The organism is Methylobacterium nonmethylotrophicum, assembly GCF_004745635.1.
Classification (GTDB): Bacteria; Pseudomonadota; Alphaproteobacteria; order Rhizobiales; family Beijerinckiaceae; genus Methylobacterium; species Methylobacterium nonmethylotrophicum.
Genome location: NZ_SRLB01000003.1, coordinates 36,639 through 58,500, shown reverse-complemented (window position 1 = coordinate 58,500; position 21,862 = coordinate 36,639). Strand labels below are relative to the sequence as shown.

The 21,862-nt window shown below is 72.6% G+C and carries 15 protein-coding genes; 10 read left to right on the top strand and 5 right to left on the bottom strand.

Features of this window, described 5'->3' with window-relative positions; translation table 11 throughout:
- Positions 1 to 22: 22 nt before the first annotated feature.
- The gene (locus EU555_RS05010; RefSeq protein WP_135413574.1) at positions 23 to 1,816 is read right to left on the bottom strand and encodes an acyl-CoA dehydrogenase C-terminal domain-containing protein; all 1,794 of its coding nucleotides are present in this window, start codon (positions 1,814 to 1,816) and stop codon (positions 23 to 25) included.
- Between the two features lie 197 nt (positions 1,817 to 2,013).
- Positions 2,014 to 2,475 carry a MerR family transcriptional regulator gene (locus tag EU555_RS05005; protein WP_135413573.1) on the bottom strand — a complete coding sequence of 154 codons (462 nt, stop codon included), beginning with the start codon at positions 2,473 to 2,475 and terminating at the stop codon, positions 2,014 to 2,016.
- A 493-nt stretch (positions 2,476 to 2,968) separates the two neighbouring features.
- Between EU555_RS05005 and EU555_RS37450 the strand changes: the two genes are divergently transcribed.
- From EU555_RS37450 to EU555_RS04985, 4 genes are all read left to right on the top strand, one after another.
- Positions 2,969 to 6,391 (top strand): SEL1-like repeat protein, encoded by a 3,423-nt coding sequence (locus tag EU555_RS37450; RefSeq protein ID WP_135413572.1) that lies wholly within the window; start codon positions 2,969 to 2,971, stop codon positions 6,389 to 6,391.
- 141 nt (positions 6,392 to 6,532) lie between these two features.
- Complete coding sequence (locus EU555_RS04995) at positions 6,533 to 7,456, top strand: sulfite exporter TauE/SafE family protein (protein WP_135413571.1); 924 nt, start codon at positions 6,533 to 6,535, stop codon at positions 7,454 to 7,456.
- Positions 7,456 to 8,253, top strand: coding sequence for a TIGR02186 family protein (locus EU555_RS04990; protein ID WP_245524147.1), 798 nt, complete (start codon positions 7,456 to 7,458; stop codon positions 8,251 to 8,253). The genes EU555_RS04995 and EU555_RS04990 overlap by 1 nt, the downstream gene beginning before the upstream one ends.
- The gene (locus EU555_RS04985) at positions 8,254 to 8,691 is read left to right on the top strand and encodes a DUF3429 domain-containing protein (RefSeq protein ID WP_135413570.1); all 438 of its coding nucleotides are present in this window, start codon (positions 8,254 to 8,256) and stop codon (positions 8,689 to 8,691) included. It begins immediately after the preceding gene.
- A 297-nt stretch (positions 8,692 to 8,988) separates the two neighbouring features.
- On the opposite strand, the gene pdeM is transcribed toward EU555_RS04985, so the two are convergent.
- Both pdeM and EU555_RS04975 read right to left on the bottom strand, forming a co-directional pair.
- The gene (gene pdeM, locus EU555_RS04980; RefSeq protein WP_135413569.1) at positions 8,989 to 9,702 is read right to left on the bottom strand and encodes a ligase-associated DNA damage response endonuclease PdeM; all 714 of its coding nucleotides are present in this window, start codon (positions 9,700 to 9,702) and stop codon (positions 8,989 to 8,991) included.
- 51 nt (positions 9,703 to 9,753) lie between these two features.
- On the bottom strand, positions 9,754 to 12,261 hold the full coding sequence (locus tag EU555_RS04975) for a ligase-associated DNA damage response DEXH box helicase (protein WP_205820780.1): 2,508 nt from the start codon (positions 12,259 to 12,261) through the stop codon (positions 9,754 to 9,756).
- 69 nt (positions 12,262 to 12,330) lie between these two features.
- Between EU555_RS04975 and arfB the strand changes: the two genes are divergently transcribed.
- Entirely contained in the window at positions 12,331 to 12,756 is a 426-nt protein-coding gene (gene arfB / locus EU555_RS04970; protein ID WP_135413567.1) for an alternative ribosome rescue aminoacyl-tRNA hydrolase ArfB, read from the top strand.
- Positions 12,757 to 13,050: 294 nt separating this feature from the next.
- Positions 13,051 to 14,772, top strand: a complete 1,722-nt coding sequence (locus EU555_RS04965; protein WP_135413566.1) for a calcineurin-like phosphoesterase C-terminal domain-containing protein — start codon at positions 13,051 to 13,053, stop codon at positions 14,770 to 14,772.
- A 15-nt stretch (positions 14,773 to 14,787) separates the two neighbouring features.
- On the opposite strand, the gene EU555_RS04960 is transcribed toward EU555_RS04965, so the two are convergent.
- Positions 14,788 to 15,810, bottom strand: a complete 1,023-nt coding sequence (locus tag EU555_RS04960; RefSeq protein ID WP_135413565.1) for a chemotaxis protein CheA — start codon at positions 15,808 to 15,810, stop codon at positions 14,788 to 14,790.
- Between the two features lie 195 nt (positions 15,811 to 16,005).
- Between EU555_RS04960 and EU555_RS04955 the strand changes: the two genes are divergently transcribed.
- The 4 genes from EU555_RS04955 to parC all read left to right on the top strand — a co-directional run bounded on the left by EU555_RS04955 (position 16,006) and on the right by parC (position 21,860).
- The gene (locus EU555_RS04955; RefSeq protein WP_135413564.1) at positions 16,006 to 16,722 is read left to right on the top strand and encodes an SGNH/GDSL hydrolase family protein; all 717 of its coding nucleotides are present in this window, start codon (positions 16,006 to 16,008) and stop codon (positions 16,720 to 16,722) included.
- 408 nt (positions 16,723 to 17,130) lie between these two features.
- A complete protein-coding gene (locus tag EU555_RS04950; RefSeq protein WP_167858439.1) occupies positions 17,131 to 18,699 on the top strand; it encodes a PAS domain-containing sensor histidine kinase in 1,569 nt (522 codons plus the stop codon).
- A gap of 64 nt (positions 18,700 to 18,763) precedes the next feature.
- Positions 18,764 to 19,504, top strand: coding sequence for a DNA repair protein RecO (gene recO, locus EU555_RS04945; RefSeq protein ID WP_135413562.1), 741 nt, complete (start codon positions 18,764 to 18,766; stop codon positions 19,502 to 19,504).
- Positions 19,505 to 19,613: 109 nt separating this feature from the next.
- The gene (gene parC / locus EU555_RS04940; protein ID WP_135413561.1) at positions 19,614 to 21,860 is read left to right on the top strand and encodes a DNA topoisomerase IV subunit A; all 2,247 of its coding nucleotides are present in this window, start codon (positions 19,614 to 19,616) and stop codon (positions 21,858 to 21,860) included.
- Positions 21,861 to 21,862 lie beyond the last annotated feature (2 nt).

Here is a 21,862-nt window from a genome sequence, read left to right as displayed (position 1 = left end):
CCTCGACGGTAAGGCTCCGAGCCTAGAACAGCTCCGCCGGCACCGCCATGACGGCGTCGGACCCGGCCGAGATCCGGGCAAGCCGGGTGCCGGTCTCCGGCAGCACGCGCTCGACGTAGAACCGGCCCGTGGCGAGGCGGGCGTCGAGGCGCTCGGCGATGCCCTCGCCCGATTGCTTCTTCTCGGCCACCGCCTTGGCGATCCGGCCCCACATGTAGCCCATGGCGACGAGGCCCATCAGGTGCATGTAGTCGGTCGCCGCCGCGCCCGCATTGTTGGGCTTCGCCATGGCGTTCTGCATCAGCCACATGGTGGCCTGCTGCAGGTGGCCGAGGCTCTTCGTCAGCGGCGCGCAGAAGACCTTCAGGTTCTCGTCTCCGGCATTCTCCTTGCAGAAGCCCTCGACCTCGGCGAGGAAGCGCATCATCGCCCGGCCGCCGTCGCGCGGCAGCTTGCGGCCGACGAGGTCCATGGCCTGGATGCCGTTGGCGCCCTCGTAGATCTGGGCGATGCGGGCGTCGCGCACGAACTGCGACATCCCCCATTCCTCGATGTAGCCGTGGCCGCCGAACATCTGCTGGGCGTCGACCGCGTTGGCGAAGCCGCGGTCGGTCAGCACGCCCTTCACCACCGGGGTGAGCAGGCCCATGTGGTCCTCCGCCGCCTGGCGGGCGGCCGGGTCCTCGGAGCGGTGGGCGATGTCGGCCTGGAGCGCGGTCCAGATCACCAGCGCCCGGGCGGCCTCGTTGAAGGCGCGGATGGTGAGCAGCGTCCGGCGCACGTCCGGGTGGACGATGATCGGGTCGGCCGGCTTCTCGGGCGCCTTGGTGCCGGTGAGCGCCCGGCCCTGGAGCCGGTCGCGGGCGTACGCCACGGCGTTCTGGTAGGCGACCTCGGACTGGCCGAGGCCCTGGATGCCGACCGCGAGCCGGGCCTCGTTCATCATCACGAACATCGCGTTGAGGCCGCGATTGGCCTCGCCGACGAGCCAGCCGGTGGCGCCGTCGTAGTTCATCACGCAGGTGGCGTTGCCGTGGATGCCCATCTTGTGCTCGATGGCGCCGCACGACACCCCGTTGCGGGCGCCCAAGCTGCCGTCCGGCCCGACCAGGAACTTCGGCACCACGAAGAGCGAGATGCCCTTGGTGCCGGCGGGCGCCCCCTCGATCCGGGCCAGCACCAGGTGGACGATGTTCTCCGACAGGTCGTGCTCGCCGGCCGAGATGAAGATCTTGGTGCCGGTGAGCGCGTAGGAGCCGTCGCCGTTCGGCACCGCCTTGGTCTTCAGGAGGCCGAGATCCGTGCCGCAATGCGGCTCGGTCAGGTTCATCGTGCCGGTCCAGGTGCCCTCGACCATCTTCGGCAGGTAGGTGCGCTTCTGCTCCTCGGAGCCGTGCACCAGCAGGGCGGCCATCGCGCCCTGCGTCAGGCCCGGATACATGCCGAGCGCGATGTTGGCGCCGGAGACGAATTCCTGCATCACGCTGTTGAGGGTGTGGGGCAGGCCCTGGCCGCCATACTCCTCCGGCATCGACAGGCCCATCCAGCCGCCGCCCGCATAGGCGTCGTAGCCGGCCTTGAAGCCCTTCGGCGTCGTCACGCTGCCGTCCGGGTGGCGGGTGCAGCCCTCGAGATCGCCGACGCGGTTCAGGGGCGCCAGCACTTCCTCGCAGAGCTTCGCGCCCTCGGTCACCACGGCCTCGACCACGTCGGGCGTCGCCTCGGCGAAGCCGGGCAGGTTGCTGTAGCGCGCGATCCCGAACACGTCGTTGAGGAGGAACAGCACGTCCTCCACCGGCGCCTTGTAGCTCGGCATGTTTCCCCCGCTCCCACGATCCATCCCAGGCCCGTCCGCGGACTTCACCGCGTCGAGATAGTTCATATGTAAACTATCTGGGTGCAGGGCGGCAAGAGGGTGCCGATGCGACGCCGGACCTCACGGGTGATGTGGCGGTGGAGGATGGTCCGAACGGCGCCCGCCCCCGCAGGGCGCCGTTCGGAAAGCTTGGCGCCTCAGGCGCTCGCCACGGCCTTGCCGTAACCCCGCAGGGCCTCGAGCGCCCGCTCGATCTCCGCCTTCTGGTTCTCCAGATGGGTGATCTGCTCGGCGACCTGGGCCGGGGACAGGGCGAGGGTCGCGCCGGTGCCGGCTTCGGCGAGTTCGTCGCCGTCGACCATCGCGGCGATCTCCCGCAGGGTGAACCCGAGTTCCTTCCCGCGCAGGATGGTGGCGAGACGCGAGCGGTCCTCCTCGGTATAGAGGCGGGTCGTGCCGCGGCGCTGGGGATGCAGGAGCCCCTTCGCCTCGTAGAACCGCAGGGCCCTCAGCGTCACCCCGAACTCTTCGGCCAGATCGCCGATGGTCAGCGTCGCGGGTGCGGTCGAGCGGCCGGCGGGGCGGCCAGTGCGCGAAGCGGAGCCGCCGGTGCGGCCTGACGCCCCCCTGCTGCTGTCGGTCTGCCGATCATAAGCCATGCCGTTTCCCCCGTTGAACCACGCACCACTGCTCGATCCAGCAACGCCCGCCGGACGCCGTGTGACACAAAGAAGGTCAAACGACCTACCTAAGGGAAAGGTAACGTCAACTCCAGCGTGTGTTACTTACGGTAAAAGCGTCATTGTGTCAATCGGTTGCGATGAAAATCTCATTACCGTTACGCCGTGTATCGCCGCGAAAGAGGGCGCGAAACGCCCGCTCGGCGTGCGTTCGCTCACTCTTAGGTTGTGAGCATAAATTGTCCATTATCAAGTTGCCCGCGCAACGATCGCGAGCCAATCGGCCCGGGCGGACGGCGCACCGAGACGACTTAACCACTTGTTTACTGTGCCAATCGAAAGTGCCGCCAGGAACCTTCCAGGCGGCGGCCGCTGACCGAATCTTCAGGATCGAGCAGGGCGCGGGGTTTCCACCGTTCAGTCGACCGGCGCCTGTCCGAGAGATCCTTCGGCCCCTTGCGCAGAGCCCGCTATGAGACGGACCGCTCCCTCACTCGAAGCCTTCGATCCGGAGCTGCGCGACGCCGCCCGGGAGGCGGCGCGTCGTGCCGGCCTCTCGGTGGATGAATGGCTCGCCGAGGCGATCAGCGAGGGATCCGCGCGCGCTGGGGTCCGCCAGCAATCCCGCCGCGCCGCCGCACTCTCGCGCCGCGGGCGTCACGAAGGCTTTCCTGCCCCCGATGCCGCGGACGGACGCCGGGCCGACCGTGGCTGGCAGCACGACGCCCCCAGGGCTCCGCGGGCCCGCCAGGGCCGGCCGGACGCCCCCGAGCCCGCGCCGACGCGCGCCGAGCCTGCGCCGGCGCGTGTGGACCCCGCGGGCGACGCTCGGCTGATCGAGGCCGTGGCGGCGATCGGCCGGCGGCTCGACGCGATCGACCAGCGGATCAGCGAGACCCGCGACGCGTCGGAAGAGGTCGTCGCCAGGGCGATCCAGGGTATCGAGACCCGTCTGGCCGCAAGCCGCCCGGCCGAGACCTCCCCGCGGCCGACGGGCCGTCGCGCCCGCCACGCCGGCAGCAGCCTGGCGGCCGCGGTGGCGGAGATCCGTCAGCGCCAGCAGCAGCTCGAGGACGGCGAGGACAGGGAGCAGGATGCCCTCGTCGACGGCCTGCGGCGCGAGCTCGCCCGGGTGATGGAGGGGCCCGAGGCGGCCGTCGACGCGCTCTCGCCGGCCATCGCCGGGCTCCAGGCCGAAACCATCCGCCTGCGCGAGTCTATCGGCAGTCTCGCCACCAGCGGCGACCTCGTGACCCTCGAGCAGGCGGTCCGCACGCTGGCCGACGAGGTGCAGCGGGCGCGCGACCCGGCCGACCTCGTCGCCGTCGCCGGCCCGATCGACCTGATGCGGGTCCAGGTCGGGCGTCTGGCCGAGGACGTGGCCACCAACGTGCACGCCCGGGTGGCCCAGGACGTCGAGCGCCTGGCCCGCCAGGTCGACGGCGCCCTCGGCACCGACCGGGCCGGGCTCGCCGACCGCGATGCGGTGACGAAGCTCTTCAGGGAGCTCGACGAGATCCGCGGCCAGATCGCGGCGCTGGCGGAGCCGGCCCGGGTGCAGAACCTCGCGCGCTCGGTCGACGCGCTCACCGAGACCGTGACCCGGCTCGGCGCCGGCATGTACGACAACAGCCCGGCCGTCATGGACGAGCTGCGTCCGCTGCTCGAGGAGATCCGCCAGGGCGTCCGGGCCCCGTCCGCCGAGGCGCCGGCCCTGGTGCAGGGCATCGCCGACCTCGACCGCAAGCTCGACGACCTGCGGGCCGAGCGGCGCGAGCGGCCGGATGCGTCGGGCGCCATCCTGGGCCGCATCGACGCGCTCTCCGCCAAGGTCGATCAGGTCGCCGCGGTGAGCACCGTCGGCGACGTGATGGAGCGGCTGGAGCAGATCGGCGAGGCCCTGCGCCAGCCCGCCCTCCCGGGCGCCGACCTCGCGTCGATCCACGGCATGCTGCGCAACCTCGCCGACAAGCTCGACCGGGTCGGGCAGGGGGCGAACGGCGAGGCCCTCGACGGTCTCGAGCGGCAGGTCCTGGCGCTGGCGAGCCGCATCGACACCCGCGGCAGCGACCCGGCGCTGGCCGGGCTCGAGCGCACCATGGGCGACCTCCTGGCCCAGGTCGCGCTCCTGCGCGACGAGGCGCCGATCCAGGCCGCGGCCGAGCGCGCCGCCCGCAGCGTCGCCGATTCGTTCGGCGCCGAGCGGCGCAGCGCGGCCTCGACGGAGGGGCTGGGCGGGCTGCAGGCGGTGCTGGCCGACATGCGGGCGCATCAGGCCGCCGCGGACAAGCGCCTGCAGGCGACGATGGAGGGCGTGCACTCCGCCCTCGAGCAGCTGGTCGCCCGCCTGGGCCGCCTGGACGAGGCGCGGCCGAGCGAGGACGTGCCGCCGGCGCTCGCGGCGCCGCGCCGCGCGGCCCGGAGCCTGCGCGAGACCCTCCGCGAGAGCACCACGCCGCCCGAGCGCCCGACCCGCCGGCCCGAGGCGCCGCGCGCCGCCCCGCCGAGCCCGGCCGACGAGATGATCGAGCCCGGCGCGGTCCGCCCGCGCGGGATCCAGGCCGAGGCCGCCCCGGCCCCGGAGGTGCCGGCCGGCGACATCAAGGCGAGCTTCATCGCGGCGGCCCGCCGCGCCGCCCAGGCAGCGGCGGCCGAGGCGGCCGGCGCCGGCCAGGCCACGCCCGCGGCGGACCCGCGCGGCGACGCCCGCGGCAGCCTGGTTGAGCGCCTGCGCGCCGGGATCGAGCGCCGGCGCCGGCCGCTGCTCCTCGGCCTCGCGGCGATCGTCCTGGCCCTGGGAACGCTGCAGGCTTTGCACGGCTCGGGCCCGCGGACCGGCGTCCCGGTGATCTCGCAGGAGGCGACGGCGCCGGTCGAGCCGGTCACCACCCAGGCTGTCGCGGCGCTTCCCGCCCCGCGAGCGCTGCCCCCGGCGGGTGCGCCCGCTCCGGCGACGCCCGACGTCAAGGCGGCCGCAGCGAAGCCGGACCCCGCCGCCCAGAAGGGCTTCGAACCGGGCATACCGAAGGGGACCGAGGCCGGCATCCAGAAAGGTTTCGAGCCCGGTACGCCGAAAGGCGCGGAGACCGGCGAGCGGTCGCTCGACGCGGGAAAGCCCGTCGTCGCGTCCCGCCCGGCGCCGCCGCGCGTGACCGACATGGCGTCGCTGAGCAACGAGCTCTCCGGCATCCCGTCGGGCGCCGGGTCCCTGCGCCAGGCGGCCCTCGAGGGCGACGGCGCCGCGGTCTACGAACTCGCGAGCCGCACCGTCGACGGGCGGGGCCTGCCGCGGGACGCGGCCCTTGCCGCCAAGCTGTTCGACCGCCTGGCCGGCGCCGGCTACGCCCCGGCGCAGTACCGCCTCGGCAGCCAGTACGAGAAGGGCCTCGGCCTGGTGCGCGATCAGGACAAGGCCCGGCTCTGGTACGGCCGCGCCGCGATGCAGGGCCATGTCCGGGCGATGCACAACCTCGCGGTGATGCTGGCCGAGTCCGGCGCGGTCGGCGGCAAGCCCGACTACGCCTCCGCGGCGAACTGGTTCCGCAAGGCCGCCGAGTACGGCGTTCGCGACAGCCAGTACAACCTCGCGGTGCTGCTCGCCCGCGGGCTCGGCGTCACCCAGGACCTGAACCAGGCCTATGGCTGGTTCGCCGCCGCGGCGGCGCAGGGCGACGAGGATGCCGGCCGCAAGCGCGACGAGGTGGCGGGCAAGCTGGCCCCGAAGGACCTGGCGGCGGCCCGGGCCGCGGCCGAGGCCTGGAAGCCGAAGACGCCCGACCCGGCGGTCAACGATCCCCCCGCCGCCCGGGTCGAGACCGCGGCCACACCCGGTCCCATGACGCTGATCGGCGCCCCGCCGCCCCTCAGCGCCGGCCGCGGCACCGGGAAGGTGTAGGTCGCGGCCGGCACGGCACGGCAAGGCGACGGAGCGCGGACCGGGGACGGTCCGTGCCCTTTCGCGTTCGTCGCGCGGCGGTTTCCCCAGGGGCGAAAACATGGTCTAGAGACAGCCGCGCCGCACCGGACCGCTCCTTCGTTGCAGATCTACCTCCCCGTCGCCGAGATGCCCGTGAGCGTCCTGGTCCTCATCGGGCTCGGCGCGGCGGTCGGCTTCGTGTCCGGCCTGTTCGGCATCGGCGGCGGCTTCCTGATGACGCCGATCCTGATCGTGATGGGGATCCCGCCGGCCGTGGCGGTCGCGACCCAGACCGCCCCGATCGTCGCCTCCTCGGCCACCAGCGTGCTGGCGGCGTTGCGCCGCAACGCCCTCGACCTGCGGCTCGGCCTCGTCCTTGTCCTCGGCGGCTTCGTCGGCACCAGCCTCGGCGTCTGGTTCTTCGCCGCCATGCGGCGGGCCGGCCAGCTCGATCTCGTCATCACGGTCGCGTACGTGACGCTGTTCACGGTGGTGGGCGGGCTGATGCTGGCGGAGAGCCTGCGCGGCTTCTGGGCGCGGCACCGGGGCAAGGCGCGGCCCGCGCGGCTCGGCGGCGACCACGCCGCCTATCTGGCCTGGCCGCTCCGGATGCGGTTTCCCCGCTCGCGCCTCTATGCCAGCGTGATCCCGATCCTCGGCCTCGCCCTGTTCGTGGGCTTTGCCGGCGCGGTGCTCGGCATCGGCGGCGGCTTCATCCTGGTCCCGGCGCTCCTCTACCTGATGCGGGTGCCGACCGGCGTGGTGGTGGGGACCTCGCAGTTCCAGATCGTCTGCACCAGCTTCGTGGCGCTCGTGCTGCACGCGGTGCAGAACCAGGCGGTCGACATCGTGCTGGCGGTGATCCTGATCGCCGGCGGGGTGTTCGGGGCGCAGTTCGGGGCGCGGGCCGGGCGCAACCTGCGCTCGGAGTACTTCCGGTTCCTGCTCGCCGTCCTGGTCCTGGCGGTGGGCCTGCGCTTCGCGGTCGAGCTGGTCCTGCGCCCCGAGGAGCCGTTCTCGATCGTGGTCCAGGAGGCGCGCTGATGCGCCCCCGCCATCCCCTTGCCTGGCTGGCCACGCTGATGCGCGCCTTCGCCGCTCCCGTGCTGATCTGCCTCGCGGCGCCGGCGCGGCCGGAGGCGCTCGTGGTGAGCCTGTCGTTCAGCCGGCTCGCCGTCACCTCGACCTATACGGGCACCTCGGTCGCGGTGTTCGGCGCCATCGAGCGCGACGGCCAGGCGGCGGCGCGCTCCGGCGGCTACGACGTCGTGGTGACGATCCGGGGCCCGCGCCAGTCGCTGACGGTGCGCGAGAAGGAGGCCCTGGGGCCGGTCTGGGTCAATCGCGGCCAGCAGAAATTCGCCGAGGTGCCGAGCTTCCTGGCGGTCCTCTCCTCCCGTCCCCTGGCCGAGGTGGCGGACGAGGGGACGCGCCGGCGCCTGCGCCTCGGCCTCCCGGCGATCGTCGCCGCGCCCGACCTCACCCTGGCGGCGCCGACCCCGGACGATCCGTTCCGCGAGGCGCTGCTGCGCCTGCGCCGGGGCGCGCGCCTGTTCACCGAGAGCGAGGCGGGCGTGCGGTTCCTGTCATCGTCGGTCTTCCGCGGCGCCACCCCGATCCCCGCCACGGCCCCGGTCGGCGCCTACGACGTCGAGGTGGTGCTGCTCGCCGGCGGCGTGCCGCTGGCGCGCCAGGAGGCGCGCTTCGACCTCGTCAAGTCGGGCGTCGAGCAGGGGATCGCGACCTTCGCCCGCGACTGGTCGCTCGCTTACGGGCTTGCCGCCGGCGCGCTCGCGCTCATCTCCGGCTGGCTCGCCAGCGTGATCTTCCGGAGAGACTGAATGCACCGCGCCGCGCCCCCCGCCGCCCTGATCCTCGGGGCCGCGGGCCTGATTCCCTTCCTGGGCCTGAGCGCCCTGGTGATCCTGGGCCAACCGCTCCTCGGCCTCGCGCCGCGCCCGATGCTCGCGGCCTACGGCGCCGTCATCGCGTCGTTCCTCGGCGGCCTGCGCTGGGGGGCGGCCGCGGCCTCGCCGGAGGGGCGCGGCGTCGACTACGCCGTCTCGGTCGCTCCCTCTCTGCTGGCCTGGGCGGCCCTCTTCGCCCCGGCCCCGTGGGACCTGCGGGCGCTCGGCGCCCTGGTGCTGGCCTGGGGCCTCGTCGACCAGGACCTGCCCCGGCGCGGGCTGGTGCCGGCCTGGCTCGGGCGCCTGCGGCTGGCTTTGTCGGGGGTGGCCGGGCTGGCGCTGCTGGCGGCGGGGGTTTGGGGATCTACCTAGTGGTTCTCCGACAACCCGCGCTCAAGTTGAATCGCGGGATCCCCTCTCCGGGCGATGCCGGGCTTGCCCGGTATCGCTCCACGCTGTGCGAGAGGGGTAGGGGATCGAAGATCCCGCACGGGTTTGCGGCCCGCGTGAGGGTGACACGCTTCCAGATAAAGCACTGGCCGACACGCTGCCAGCACTGCGCTTGGAGTTTGACTCAGGACCGCGCCACCCTCACCCCTAACCCCTCTCCCACACGGGAGAGGGGGACGCGCTTTACTTGGATATGATGCGGAATTTGCGGGGCCGCCCTCAATCCCGCGTCAGCATCGTCCTGGCGATGGCGAAGACCCGTCCGTCGCCGATGAGGTGCGCGGTGAAGCCGCCCGGGAAGAGGTCGTCGAAGGTCTTGTCCCGCACGTTGAGCCCCCCGGTCAGCGACCCGAAGGCCGGCATCACCAGGCGCGTCGCGTCGAGGACGAAGCAGCGCCGGCGCACGGCGCGGCCGCGCATCGCTACCTTGCCGACCGGGTGGAAGTGGCCGGCGACCTCGCCGGGCTCGGGGCGCGAGGCAGGCTCGTGCCGGAGGATCAGGGCGCCGAGGGCCAGGGTGTCGGCGAAGCGGCCGCCGATGCCGTCCTGTACCGCCCGGTCGTGATTGCCGGAGATCCAGACCCAGTCGCGGCCCTCCTGCAGGGCGGCGATCAAGGCTCGGTCGGCGACATCGAGGCGGGAGGGCCCCTGCGCGTCGTGGAAGGAATCCCCCAGGCAGACAACCCGGGCCGGGTCGAGCCGCGCCACCGCCTCATGCAGGCAGGCCAGGGTCTCGCGGGTGTCGTAGGGCGGCAGGAACTGGCCCGAGCGGGCGGCGAAGGCCGAGCCCTTCTCGAGGTGCAGGTCGGAGACCACCAGGGTGCGATGCTCCGGCAGCCATAAGCCCCCGCTGAGATCGAGGACGAGGGTCTCGCCGACGAGCGTCGCGCCGGGGGTCTTGTGGGTCTTCTCGAGCTTCAGCGGCAGCGCCACGGTCGTCGTCTTCCTTCGCGGAGCGGGGCGCCCTCCGATCTGAAAAAATCCTCACGCCAGCGCCTCGTCGAGCAGAGCCGCCTCGGCCTCGGCCAGGATCTCGTCGGCGCCTTCGCCGTAGACGCGCTCGCGCCCGATCTCGAGCATCACGTTCACGGCGAGCGGCGACACCCGGTCGAGAGCCTTGTGGATGATTCGCCCCTGGATGCGGGCAAGCATCACGCCGAGGCGGGCCACGTCGAGGAGTCCGGTTGCCGCATCCTGCCGCGCGGCCCGCAGCAGGAGGTGGCCGGGCTGGTGCTTGCGCAGCACGTCGTAGATCAGGTCGGTCGAGATCGTGACCTGGCGCCCGGTCTTGCGCTGGCCCGGGTGGCGCCGCTCGATCAGCCCGGCGATCACCGCGCATTGCCGGAAGGTGCGCTTCATCATCGCCGATTCGTCGAGCCACTCCTCCAGGTCGTCGCCGAGCATGTCCTGGGCAAACAGCCCGTCGAGGAAACCGGGCTCGCGGCCGATGCGCTCCGACAGGTCGCGGGTGCCGAAGACCGCGAGGCCGTAATCGTTGGCGGCAAAGCCCAAGGGCCGCATCCCGGCCCGCTCCAGGCGCCGGGTCAGCAGCATGCCGAGGGTCTGGTGGGCGAGGCGCCCCTCGAACGGGAAGCAGGCGAGGTAGTGGCGGTTGGCGCGCGGAAACGTCTCGACCAGGAGGTCGCGGGGGCCCGGCAGGACCGAGCGGCGGCGCTGCTGCACCAGGTAGTCGGCCACCTGCGCCGGCAGCCGGTCCCATTCGAACGGATCGGCGATCAGCGCCCGCACCCGGGCGGCCAGGAAGGTCGAGAGCGGGAACTTGGAGCCGGCATAGCTCGGGATCGCCGGGTCGGTGCCGGGGGGGCCGCGGGTGACCAGGGCCTCGTCCTCGTGCAGGCCCTCGAAGCGCAGGATCTCGCCGGCGAACAGGAAGGTGTCGCCGACCGTCAGGGTCTCGGCGAAATCCTCCTCGATCTCGCCGAGCACGCGGCCGCCCGCCGGCAGCACGCTGCCGGGCTTGGTCCGGTTGCGCCGGGCCAGCCGCACCTTGACCTTGCTCGCTTCGATGATGGTGCCGACATTCATCCGGTACTGTTGCGCGGTCCGCGCGTCGCGCACCCGCCACAGCCCGTCCGGCCCGCGCAGGATCTTGGCGAAGCGCTCGTAGGCGCGAAGCGCGTAGCCGCCGGTGGCGACGTAGTCGAGCACGAGCAAAAAATCGTCGCGGGAGAGGTCGGCGTAGGGGGATGCGGCCCGGACCTCGTCGTAGAGTTCGTCCTCGGAGAACGGCCCGGCGCAGGCCATGCCGAGCACGTGCTGGGCCAGCACGTCGAGGGCGCCGGTGCGGGGATCGGGCGTGTCCTGCGCCGCCTCCTCGACGGCGTCCAGGGCGGCGCGGCATTCCAGCATCTCGAAGCGGTTGGCCGGCACCAGATAGGCCTTCGACGGCTCGTCCATGCGGTGATTGGCCCGGCCGATCCGCTGCATGATGCGGCTCGCGCCCTTCGGCGCGCCGATGTTGATGACGAGGTCGACGTCGCCCCAGTCGATGCCGAGGTCGAGGGTGGCGGTGCAGACCACGGCCCGGAGCACGCCCGCCGCCATCGCGGCCTCGACCTTCCGGCGCTGGGTGGCGTCGAGCGAGCCGTGATGGAGCGCGATCGGCAGCCCGTCGTCGTTGAGGTTCCACAGCTCCTGGAAGGTATACTCGGCCTGGAGCCGCGTGTTGACGAAGACCAGAACCAGCTTATGCGTCCGGATCAGCTCGTAGACCGCCGGCATCGACTGCCACGCCGTGTGCCCGGCGAGCGGCAGGGTGCGGCCGGTTTCCAGCATGTGCAGGTCGGCCCGGGCGCCGCCCTGGACGGTGATGAGGTCGGCCATGGCCGGTTTTGGGTGTTGCGGCACCAGGTAGCGGCGCAAGGCATCGGGCTCGCGCACCGTCGCCGACAGGCCAGTCATGGCGAGCCCGGGCGCCAGCCGGTGCAGCCGGGCGAGGGCGAGGCTCAGGAGGTCGCCGCGCTTCGAGGTGACCAGGGCGTGCAGTTCGTCGAGCACCACGCGCTTCAGGCCGCGAAACAGCTCCGCCGCCTCGCGATGGGCGATCAGCAGCGCCAGCTGCTCGGGCGTGGTCAGCAGGATGTGGGGCGGGCGGGCGACCTGGCGGCTGCGCTTGTGCGAGGGCGTGTCGCCGGTGCGGGTCTCGATCCGGATCGTTTGATCGAGCCCGATCCCGGCGACCGGCGCCTCGAGGTTGCGGGCGATGTCGACCGCGAGGGCCTTGAGCGGCGAGATGTAGAGGGTGTGCAAGCCCCCCTTGCCGCTCCCGCTCCCCTCCGCCAGCTCGACCAGAGTGGGGAGGAAGCCCGCGAGGGTCTTGCCGGCCCCGGTCGGCGCCACCAGCAGGGCCGAGCGCCCGTCTCGCGCCGCCGCCAGCAGGGCGAGCTGGTGCGGCCGCGGCGCCCAGCCGCGGGCGGCGAACCAGGCGGCGAAGGCGGCGGGGAGGGTGGGGGAGGCGGAAGCGTCTGGCACGCACCCGATGTAGCGCGCGCGACCGTTTCGTGGGATGGCGTCCCGTCACCGGTTCTCGGGAGCGCGGCCGTGGGTCTCGAATGCACGCCCTGGATCACCCTCGACGAATCCGAGCTCGAGGAGAGCTTCGTGCGCGCCTCGGGCCCCGGCGGCCAGAACGTCAACAAGGTGGCGACGGCGGTGCAGCTGCGCTTCGACGTGCGCCGCTCGCCCTCGCTGCCGAACGCCGTGGCGATCCGGCTGATGAAGCTCGCCGGGCGCCGGCTCACCGCCGACGGCGTGCTCGTCATCACCGCCCAGAATCACCGCACCCAGGAGCGCAACCGCGCCGAGGCCCGCGACCGCCTGGCCGACCTCGTCCGCGAGGCCGCCGTGCCCCCGACCCCGCGCCGCCCGACCCGCCCGACGCTGGCCTCGAAGAAGCGGCGGCTGGAGGAGAAGGGCCGGCGGGGTGACGTGAAGCGGCTGCGGGGCGGCAAGCCGGGCATGGATTAGGACGTCGCCCTGTGTTCCGCGGCGGAGCCGCAACCCTCCGCGACGTCCGGGGGCCCCGCAGCGGAATCCGGGATCCATAACCGCTGACGCTGCAAGACCAGGCGGAACGCCCACCACGTCGTCCTGGATCGTCAGCCGTTCTGGATCCCGGTTTCTCGCCTGCGGCGTGCCGCGGGACGACGATGACGGGTATGATGTCTGTCGCTGACTTGAGCGAGTCCTGACCCTGCGCGACGTCACCGAACGGTCGCGCGACCGTGGTTCCCTGCTGAAGACTTCGACGGAGACGAGCCGATGACCGAGCGGACGACCCTGACGCGGCGCGACACGGTGGCAGGCGCGGCGGCGCTGGCCCTGGCGCCCCTGGCGGCGCGGGCGCAAGGCGGGCCGGGTGCGGGACAGGTCACCGGGCAAGTCACCGGCATTGTCTACGAGGATCGCGGCAGCAAGGGCCGGCGGGCCGCCGACGATCCGGGACTGCCCGACGTGCTGGTCTCGAACGGCCGCGAGGTCGTGCGCACCGACGCGCAGGGGCGATACGCCCTGCCGGTCGAGGACGGGACGGCGGTCTTCGTCGTCAAGCCGACCGGTTTCGCCCTGCCGCGGGGGGCCGACGGCCTGCCGCGCTTCTCCTACCTGCATCAGCCCGCCGGCACGCCGCCCGACCTCGCGCTCCGCTATCCCGGCATCGACCCGACCGGACCGCTGCCGGATTCCGTCGATTTCGGCCTGGTGCGCAGCCCGGAGAGCGGCGACTTCGACGTCGTGCTGTTCACCGACCCCCAGCCCGAGAGCCACGCCGAGCTGACCTTCGTGCGCGACACCGCCGTCGCCCGGGTGCTCGGCACGGGGGCGGCCTTCGGGATGACCACCGGCGACGTGCTGTTCGACGACCTCTCGCTCTATCCGCGCCAGAACCGGATCATCGCCCAGGTCGGGGTGCCATGGTTCCACATCGGCGGCAACCACGACCTCAACTTCGAGGCGCCGGACGCCCGGCACGCCCGCGAGACCTTCAAGCGCACCTTCGGGGCACCGTACTACGCCCTCGAGCATGGCGGCGTGCTGTTCGTGATGCTCGACAACGTCCACTATCTCGGTGCCGCCACCGCGACCTCCGGGCGCGGCGGGCGCTACGAGGGCCGGTTCGGCGAGCGCCAGCTCGCCTTCGTGGAGAACCTGCTGAAGCAGACCCCCGCCGACCGCCTGGTGGTGGTGGCGATGCACATCCCGCTCGCCACCGATCTCGGGCCCGACGATCCCGCCATCAGCACCGTCGACCGGGCGCAGCTGCTGCGGCTGCTCGCCGGACGGCCGGCCTTCAGCGTCGCCGGCCACACCCACACCACCGAGCACCACTATCTCGGACCCGACGGCCGGCCGGGCGCGACGGGGGACGACGCCCACCATCACCACGTGCTGACGGCAGTCTCGGGCTCGTGGTGGAGCGGCCCGCCGGACCGGCGCGGCATTGCCACCGCCGACAGCCGCGACGGCACGCCCCACGGGTTCCACGTGCTCAGCATCAGCGGCGGGCGGCGCTACACCACCCGCTACGTCCCGGCGAGCGACGATGCAGGGCGCCAGATGCGGATCGTGCTCGAGAGCCAGTTCCACGCCGACGACCTCGCCCGGCTGCCCGACACGCGGCTCTACGAGCTCCTCGGCACCACCGTACCGGCGGAGAGCGTCGGCGGGGCGAACGTGGTGGTGAATCTGTTCGATGGCGGACCGCGCAGCCGCGTCGCCTTCCGGATCGGCGACGGTCCGCTGGTGCCGATGGTCCGTGTGCGCCGGCCCGACCCGTTCGTCGCCGCGCTCTACGCCCGCAACGCCGCGACCAAGAAATCCTGGGTGAAGGCCGAGCCCTGCACGCATCTCTGGGCCGCGCGCCTGCCGCGGGACCTGCGCGCCGGTACCCATCGCCTCACCGTCGAGGCCACCGACGAGTATGGACGCCCGCATCGCGACGGGCTGGTGCTCGAGGTGCTCGACGGAGCGGCCCGCGCCGGCTGACGCGCCCGCCGGGCCTTACAGCCGGCTCGGGAACGAGATCACGGCGTCGACCGTGTCCTTGATCGCCCGCCCGGCCGGGGCGAGGTCGGGCAGGGGTACGCCGAGGAAGCGGGTCGGCTCCTCGGCCTGCGGCGCGGCTGGAGCCGCCGCCTGGGCCGCGGCCGTCTTCTGGTGCGCGTCGGGCTTCTCGCGCCGGGCCACCGGCTTCTCCGCCGGACGCTTCTCGGGCGCGGCCTTCTCGGCCACTTGCTTCGGCGCCGCCTGCTTGACCGGCTCCGCCCTCGCGGCCTCCCGGACCGGTGCGGGTTTCGGCGCCGCCTTCTCGGCCACCGGCTCGCGCGCCGGGGCGGGCTTGGCGTCGACCGCCCGGGCCGGCGGCCGCGGCGCGGTCTCGCGGGGCGTCATGGCCTCGCGACGGGGGACGGCGTCACGAGGCGTCGCGACCTCGCGGGTCGCCGCGACCTCGCGGGTCGCCGCGGCCTCCCGGGTCGCTACGGCCTCGCGGGGCGCCGGGCTGGCCGGACGCGGAGATTCGGGAGCCTTCGTGAAGCCGGTGCCGGGCAGGGCCGGGGACGGACCGGCCTGCAGGAGGCTGGCAGGCATGGCGGGCGCGAAGGCGGCTGTCCCGGCCGGCACGGGGCCGGCGGTGCCGGTCGCCGACACGTCGGGTGTAGACGTCGGCGCCTTCGGCGTCGCGGCCGGGCTGGGATCGAGGAGAGGGGCGGGTGTCCCCGGCGGTGTCGCGGGCGGGATCGCCACGACGCGGACGGGGGCAGCCGGCGTCGTCCTGAGGGCCGGGACCCCGTCCTTGATCTCCGGCATGTCGGCGACGCGGCCGAAATGCACCTCCGCCGGCCGTGGCCGCAGCAGGCCGCTGACCGCCGGATAGGCTGCCACGGCGAGGCCGGCGCAGCCCCCGACGCCGACGACGGCAAGGGCCGCCAGCACGGCCGGCTGGCGGAGGCGCGACCGCGATGCATCGCGCGCCTCCTTGCGCGGCCGGCGCACCTCCGACGGGTCGATCTCCACTGGCATCATGGTGCGGGCTCTCCGATGACCTGCCCTCAACCATGAGGAGAACCGCCGAATCAGGCGTGAAGATGTCGGACATGTCCGGCAGCCTGTGGATAACGCGCGGATGACTCCTGGATACCGGACGACCGTCGCGGTTGACAGGCGCACGTTGGCGGCGCTCATGCGGGCCGCGGGGGGCGGCATGGGACGCGAGGGCGCGTGCGCAAGCGAGCAACGATCTGGGCCGGCCTGGCCGTGGCCGTCCTGGCGGCCGGCATCGCCGCATTCCTGGTAAGCCGGCCTCGCGGCGGCCAGGGACAGAACGCGGCCTTCCGGGAGGCCCGGGCCTTCGCGGTCTCCAGCCAGCTCGCGCAGGTCGAAGGGCCCTACAGCCTGCTCCTCGGTGACTCGCAGAGCGAGCGGCTGCTTCTCCCGACCCTGTGCGGTCACCCGGCGATCAACGCCGCCATCGCGGGCACGCGGGTCGCCGGATTGCGGGCGCTGGTCGGCTGGCTCACGCTGCCGCGGCCCCCGGAGGCGGTCGTGGTGACCATCGGCACCAACGACCTCACCCGGCGCCAGCGCGCCGGCCGTCCCGACGCGGCCGAGCAGTTCCGGGCCGAGGCCCGCGCGCTCTTCACCGACCTCGCGCCCCGCGCCCGGCGCGTGATCGCGACGGCGATCCCGCCCTTCGATCCCGGTCGTCCCCGGGTGACGGAATTCTACGACGTCGACGCCGCCGCTGCCTACTCGGCGATCCTGTCGGAGGAATGCGCGCGGGCCGGCTGCGTCTTCGTCGACGCCTACGCGGATCTGCGCGACCCGGCGGCCACGGCCCGGTCGCCGGACGGCGTCCATCTCGGCCTCGATGCCGCCGCGCGGGACCGGATCGCCGCCCGCCTCGAAGCCGCGGCCTGCCCGGACTGGGCGCGATGATGTGGAGCCCGCCTGCCGCGTGATAACGCGCGCAATCGATGTGATTTACGGATGTTGCCCGGGGCCAGAATACCACTTACGACTGTCGCGCCGCTGACGGATCCTGGCGGCCGATCGATCGATGCATTCGGATGCCACGTGATTCGATGTTGTCGTCGCTCAGGCGGCAGATCATGGTTCAGCGGCGGTGTCCGGGTTCATGTCTCGGACGATATCTCAGGGGAAAGCTTGCAGATTACCTCATCGGCTCTTGGACAAACTGCGCCCTTAGGTTAGCACATGCCTGTGTCGGGATTTGCCCGATTCGGCTGGGCGCGATCGGCGGCTGACGGCGTGGCGGGATCCGCGCGCGGGCGTCGCGCGGGTACCCGGTCTCCCGGTGCCCGGCATGATCGAGGTCGAATGCTGATGACGGCGCGGACCGCGCATCCGGTCGAGGGCGTTCCGGTCGATGGACCGGACGACGCCCTCGGGCATGCGCTGCCGAGCGGCGGGCCGGGGCCGGGCGGGCTTCCCTCGCACCTGCTCCTCGATGCGTTGCCGCAGAAGATCTGGATGCTCGACCGCGAGGGCGCCGTGCGCTTCGCCAACCGGTCCGCGCGCGAGATCGGCACCCCGCTCGGCGGGCCCGACGGCTTGGACGGCGCGATCCATCCCAAGGACCGCGTCCGGGCGGCGGCGGCCCGCACCGCGGCGATCGGATCCGGCCAGCCCTACGACCTCACGATCCGCCTGCGCGACGCCAGCGGGCGCTGGCACTGGCACCAGACCGACCTCGTCCCGGTCCGCGAGGGCGGCGCGATCGTCGCCTGGATGGTGAGCGCGGCCGACGTCGACGAGGTCGTGGCCGACAACCAGGCGCTCGAGGCCACCACCAACCTGCTGCTCCTGACCCACAAGGCCGCCGGCGTCGGCCTGTGGGACTGGAACATGCGCACCGGCGCCCTCTCCCTCTCGGCGGAGGGCGCGCGCCTGCACGGCCTCCCGGCGCAGGCCAGCGTCATCACCTCCTCGGCCTGGACCGGGCTGGTCCATGCCGACGACCGGTCGGTGCTGTGGGACGCTGTGACGAAGGCCGTCACTACCCGCACCCCGTTCTCGGTCGACGTGCGGGTGACGACGGAGCACGGCGGCACGCGCTGGATCCAGAGCCTCGGGCGCGTCCTCGACGACGCCCACGGCCTGAGCGGGCGCATCGTCGGCCTGACCCTCGACATCACCGCCCGCAAGCGGGCCGAGCACGCGCTCTCCACCGCCAAGGAGGGGGCCGAGCAGGCCAACCGCGCGAAGTCGGATTTCCTGGCGATGATGAGCCACGAGATCCGCAACCCCCTCAACGCCGTGCTCGGCTACACCGAGCACATGCTCACCCGCTCCCGCGAGCCCGAGACCCTGCGCCACCTCGCCGCCGTCCAGGAGGCCGGCGAGATCCTGCTGCGGGTGGTCGACGACGTGCTCGACGTGGCCCAGATCGAGGCCGGCCAGGTCGCCCTCGACCCGGAGCCCTTCCTGATGACCGAGCTCCTGGACGGGACCGCCGCCCTCGCGCGCGGGTCCGTCTCCGGCAAGAGCGTGACCGTGGAGGTGGTGCGCGATCCCGCCGTCCCGACCTGGGTGCTGGGCGATATCGGGCGCCTGCGCCAGGTGCTCCTCAACCTTCTCACCAACGCGGTGAAGTTCACGCCGGCGGGCCGGATCGTGCTGGCGGTCGCACCGGACACCAACCGGACCGGCGCCGGCCGCCTGCTGTTCACGGTGAGCGACACCGGCATCGGCATGTCGGCGGCGCAGCAGGAGCGGCTGTTCGTGCCGTTCGGCCAGGGCGACGAATCGATCCGCCGCCGCTTCGGCGGCAGCGGCCTCGGCCTGGTGATCTGCCGCCACCTCGTCGAGCTGATGGGCGGGCAGATCGGCGTCGCGAGCGAGCCCGGACGGGGCACGCGCATCTCGTTCGCGGTGCTGCTGCCGCCGGCCTGACGGACGGGGCCGGTCTTGCGCGCGCCGGTTCAGTTCCGGTGCGCGAGACGTTATCTATCACCCCATGCAGTGGACGGATGACGGGCTGGTTCTCGGGGCGCGGCGGCACGGCGAGACCGGCGTCGTCCTCGAGCTGATGACGGCGGCGCATGGCCGGCATCTCGGCCTCGTCCATGGTGGGCGCTCGCGCCGGATGCAGCCGGTGCTGCAACCCGGCAACCTGGTGCGGGCGGTGTGGCGGGCGCGCCTCGACGACAGCCTCGGCGCCTACGCGGTCGAGCCGCTCGAGAGCGCCAGCGCCCGGCTGATCGGCTCGCGCCTCGCCCTCTACGGCATCGGCTACGCCGCCGGGCTGATGCGGCTCCTGCCCGAGCGCGATCCCCACCCGGCCCTGTTCGCCGCGGCGCGCGTGCTGATCGAGCACCTGCACGAGCCGGAGGTGGCGCCCGCCCTGATGGTGCGCTTCGAGCTCGCGGTGCTGGCCGAGCTCGGCTTCGGCCTCGACCTCTCGGCCTGCGCCGCCACCGGCACCAACGAGTACCTGGCCTACGTCTCGCCGAAGAGCGGACGGGCGGTCAGCGCCGCCGCCGGCGAGCCCTGGCGCGACCGGCTGCTGGCGCTCCCCGACTTCCTGGTCGACCGGCCCGACCGCCGCGGCCTCAACGTGCCGACGGCCCGGGAGGTCAAGCAAGGCTTTACCTTAACGGGTTATTTCCTCGACCAGCACATCTGGGCCCCGCGCGACGTCGCCGAGCCGGAGGAGCGGCTCCGCTTCGTCGCCCTCGGCACCGCCGGGGCCGGGTGATCGCCGCCCGACTGCACGGACGGGTTGTCCTCTCGTTCCTGGCAATCGGTGAATGTTCGTGTTATGTTCTGGTCTTGAGACCGCCGAAATCGTGAGTTGACGTCCGCCCATGGGAAAGCCCTTCGAGCCACCCTCCGACCGCGACGGGATCGAGAACGTCGACCTGAAGGCGGCGCTGGAGGAGCGCTACCTCGCCTACGCGCTCTCGACCATCATGCACCGGGCGCTGCCCGATGCCCGCGACGGCCTGAAGCCCGTCCACCGGCGCATCCTGCACGCGATGCGGCTTTTGCGCCTCGATCCCGGCAGCGCGTACAAGAAATGCGCCCGCGTCGTCGGCGACGTGATCGGCAAGTACCATCCGCACGGCGACGTCGCGGTCTACGACGCGCTCGTGCGCCTCGCCCAGGACTTCGCCCAGCGCTACCCGCTCGTCGACGGCCAGGGCAATTTCGGCAACATCGACGGCGACAACCCGGCGGCCCAGCGCTACACCGAGTGCCGGATGACCGAAGTCGCCCGCCTCCTCCTCGAGGGGATGGACGAGGACGCGGTCGACTTCCGCCCGAACTACGACGGGCAGGAAGAGGAACCCGTCGTCCTCCCGGCGGCCTTCCCGAACCTTCTCGCCAACGGCTCGCAGGGCATCGCGGTCGGCATGGCGACCTCGATCCCGCCGCACAACGCGGCGGAGCTGTGCGAGGCGGCGCTCTACCTCATCACCCACCCGGCCGCGACGTCCGAGCAGCTGACCACCTTCGTCAAGGGCCCGGACTTCCCGACCGGCGGCATCGTCATCGATTCCGCGGCCTCGATCGCCGAGGCCTACCGCACCGGGCGCGGTGGTTTCCGGGTCCGGGCGCGCTGGCAGAAGGAGGATCTCGGCCGCGGCACCTGGGCGGTGGTCGTCACCGAGATCCCGTACGGCGTGCCGAAGGCGCGGCTGATCGAGAAGATGGCCGAGCTTCTCCAGGAGAAGAAGCTGCCGCTCCTGGCCGACGTGCGCGACGAATCGGCCGAGGACGTGCGGGTGGTGCTCGAGCCGCGCTCGCGGACCGTCGATCCCGTCGTGCTGATGGAATCGCTCTTCCGGCTCACCGAGCTGGAGAGCCGCATCTCGCTCAACATGAACGTGCTGGTCGGCGGGACGGTGCCGCGGGTGATCGGCCTGGCGGAGGCCCTGCGCGAGTGGCTCGACCACCGCCGTGTCGTGCTGCAGCGCCGCTCGCGCCACCGCCTCGCGCAGATCGAGCGGCGGCTCGAGATCCTGGGCGGCCTGCTCATCGTCTATCTCGACCTCGACCGGGTGATCCAGATCATCCGCGAGGAGGACGAGCCGAAGGCCGAGCTGATGCGGGTCTTCGAACTGACCGAATTGCAGGCCAACGCCATCCTCGACACGCGCCTCCGCTCCCTGCGCAAGCTTGAGGAGATGGAGCTGAAGCGCGAGCTCGACACGCTCACCACGGAGAAGGCCGAACTCGACGGCCTGCTCGGCTCCGACGAGAAGCAGTGGAAGGCGATCGCCACCCAGATCCGGGCGGTGCGCAAGACCTACGGCCCCGAGACCGCGATCGGGCGCCGCCGCACCACCCTCGAGAACCCGCCCGACACCTCCGGCATCGACTTTTCCGAGGCGATGGTCGAGCGCGAGCCGATCACCGTGATCGTGTCGCAGAAGGGCTGGATCCGGGCGCTCAAGGGCCACGTCGCCGACCTCTCGGCCGTGCAGTTCAAGGGCGACGACACGCTCAAGGTGAGCTTCCCGACCGAGACCACCGCCAAGATCCTGGTGCTCGCCTCGAACGGCAAGGTCTTCACCCTCGAAGCCGCCAAGCTCCCGGGCGGGCGCGGCTTCGGCGATCCGATCCGCCTGATGGTCGACATGGACGAGGGATCGGAGATCGTCACCGTCTGGGCGCACAAGCCCGGCGTGAAGCTCCTGCTCACCACCACGGACGGCCGCGGCTTCGTCACCCCGGCCGACGGGCTCGTCGCCAACACCCGCAAGGGCAAGCAGGTGATCGGCCTCGACGATCCGGCGACGGCGAGCCTCGTCGTCGAGGTGGGGGAGGGCGACCACGTCGCCGCCTGCGGCACCAACCGGATGCTGACCGTCTTCCCGCTCGCCGAGATCCCCGAGATGGTCCGCGGCAAGGGCGTCCGGCTGCAGAAGTACCGCGACGGCGCCCTCGACTCGGTCGTGATCTTCCGTCTCGCCGACGGCCTGACCTGGCCCGACAGCGCCGGGCGCACCCGCACCGTGGCGGGGGAGGAACTGGCGAAGTGGGTCGGCCACCGCGGCACCGCCGGCACCATGGCGCCGCGGGGCTATCCCAAATCCGGCCGTGCCTGACC

Bases quoted from the DNA above. Each gene is read 5' to 3' on its own strand.
- recO (WP_135413562.1), top strand. From the start codon at position 18,764: ATGCAGTGGACGGATGACGGGCTGGTTCTCGGGGCGCGGCGGCACGGC.
- EU555_RS04985 (WP_135413570.1), top strand. From the start codon at position 8,254: ATGCACCGCGCCGCGCCCCCCGCCGCCCTGATCCTCGGGGCCGCGGGC.
- EU555_RS04990 (WP_245524147.1), top strand. From the start codon at position 7,456: ATGCGCCCCCGCCATCCCCTTGCCTGGCTGGCCACGCTGATGCGCGCC.
- EU555_RS04960 (WP_135413565.1), bottom strand. From the start codon at position 15,810: ATGATGCCAGTGGAGATCGACCCGTCGGAGGTGCGCCGGCCGCGCAAG.
- EU555_RS37450 (WP_135413572.1), top strand. From the start codon at position 2,969: ATGAGACGGACCGCTCCCTCACTCGAAGCCTTCGATCCGGAGCTGCGC.
- EU555_RS04950 (WP_167858439.1), top strand. From the start codon at position 17,131: ATGACGGCGCGGACCGCGCATCCGGTCGAGGGCGTTCCGGTCGATGGA.
- parC (WP_135413561.1), top strand. From the start codon at position 19,614: ATGGGAAAGCCCTTCGAGCCACCCTCCGACCGCGACGGGATCGAGAAC.
- EU555_RS05005 (WP_135413573.1), bottom strand. From the start codon at position 2,475: ATGGCTTATGATCGGCAGACCGACAGCAGCAGGGGGGCGTCAGGCCGC.
- EU555_RS04965 (WP_135413566.1), top strand. From the start codon at position 13,051: ATGACCGAGCGGACGACCCTGACGCGGCGCGACACGGTGGCAGGCGCG.
- EU555_RS05010 (WP_135413574.1), bottom strand. From the start codon at position 1,816: ATGCCGAGCTACAAGGCGCCGGTGGAGGACGTGCTGTTCCTCCTCAAC.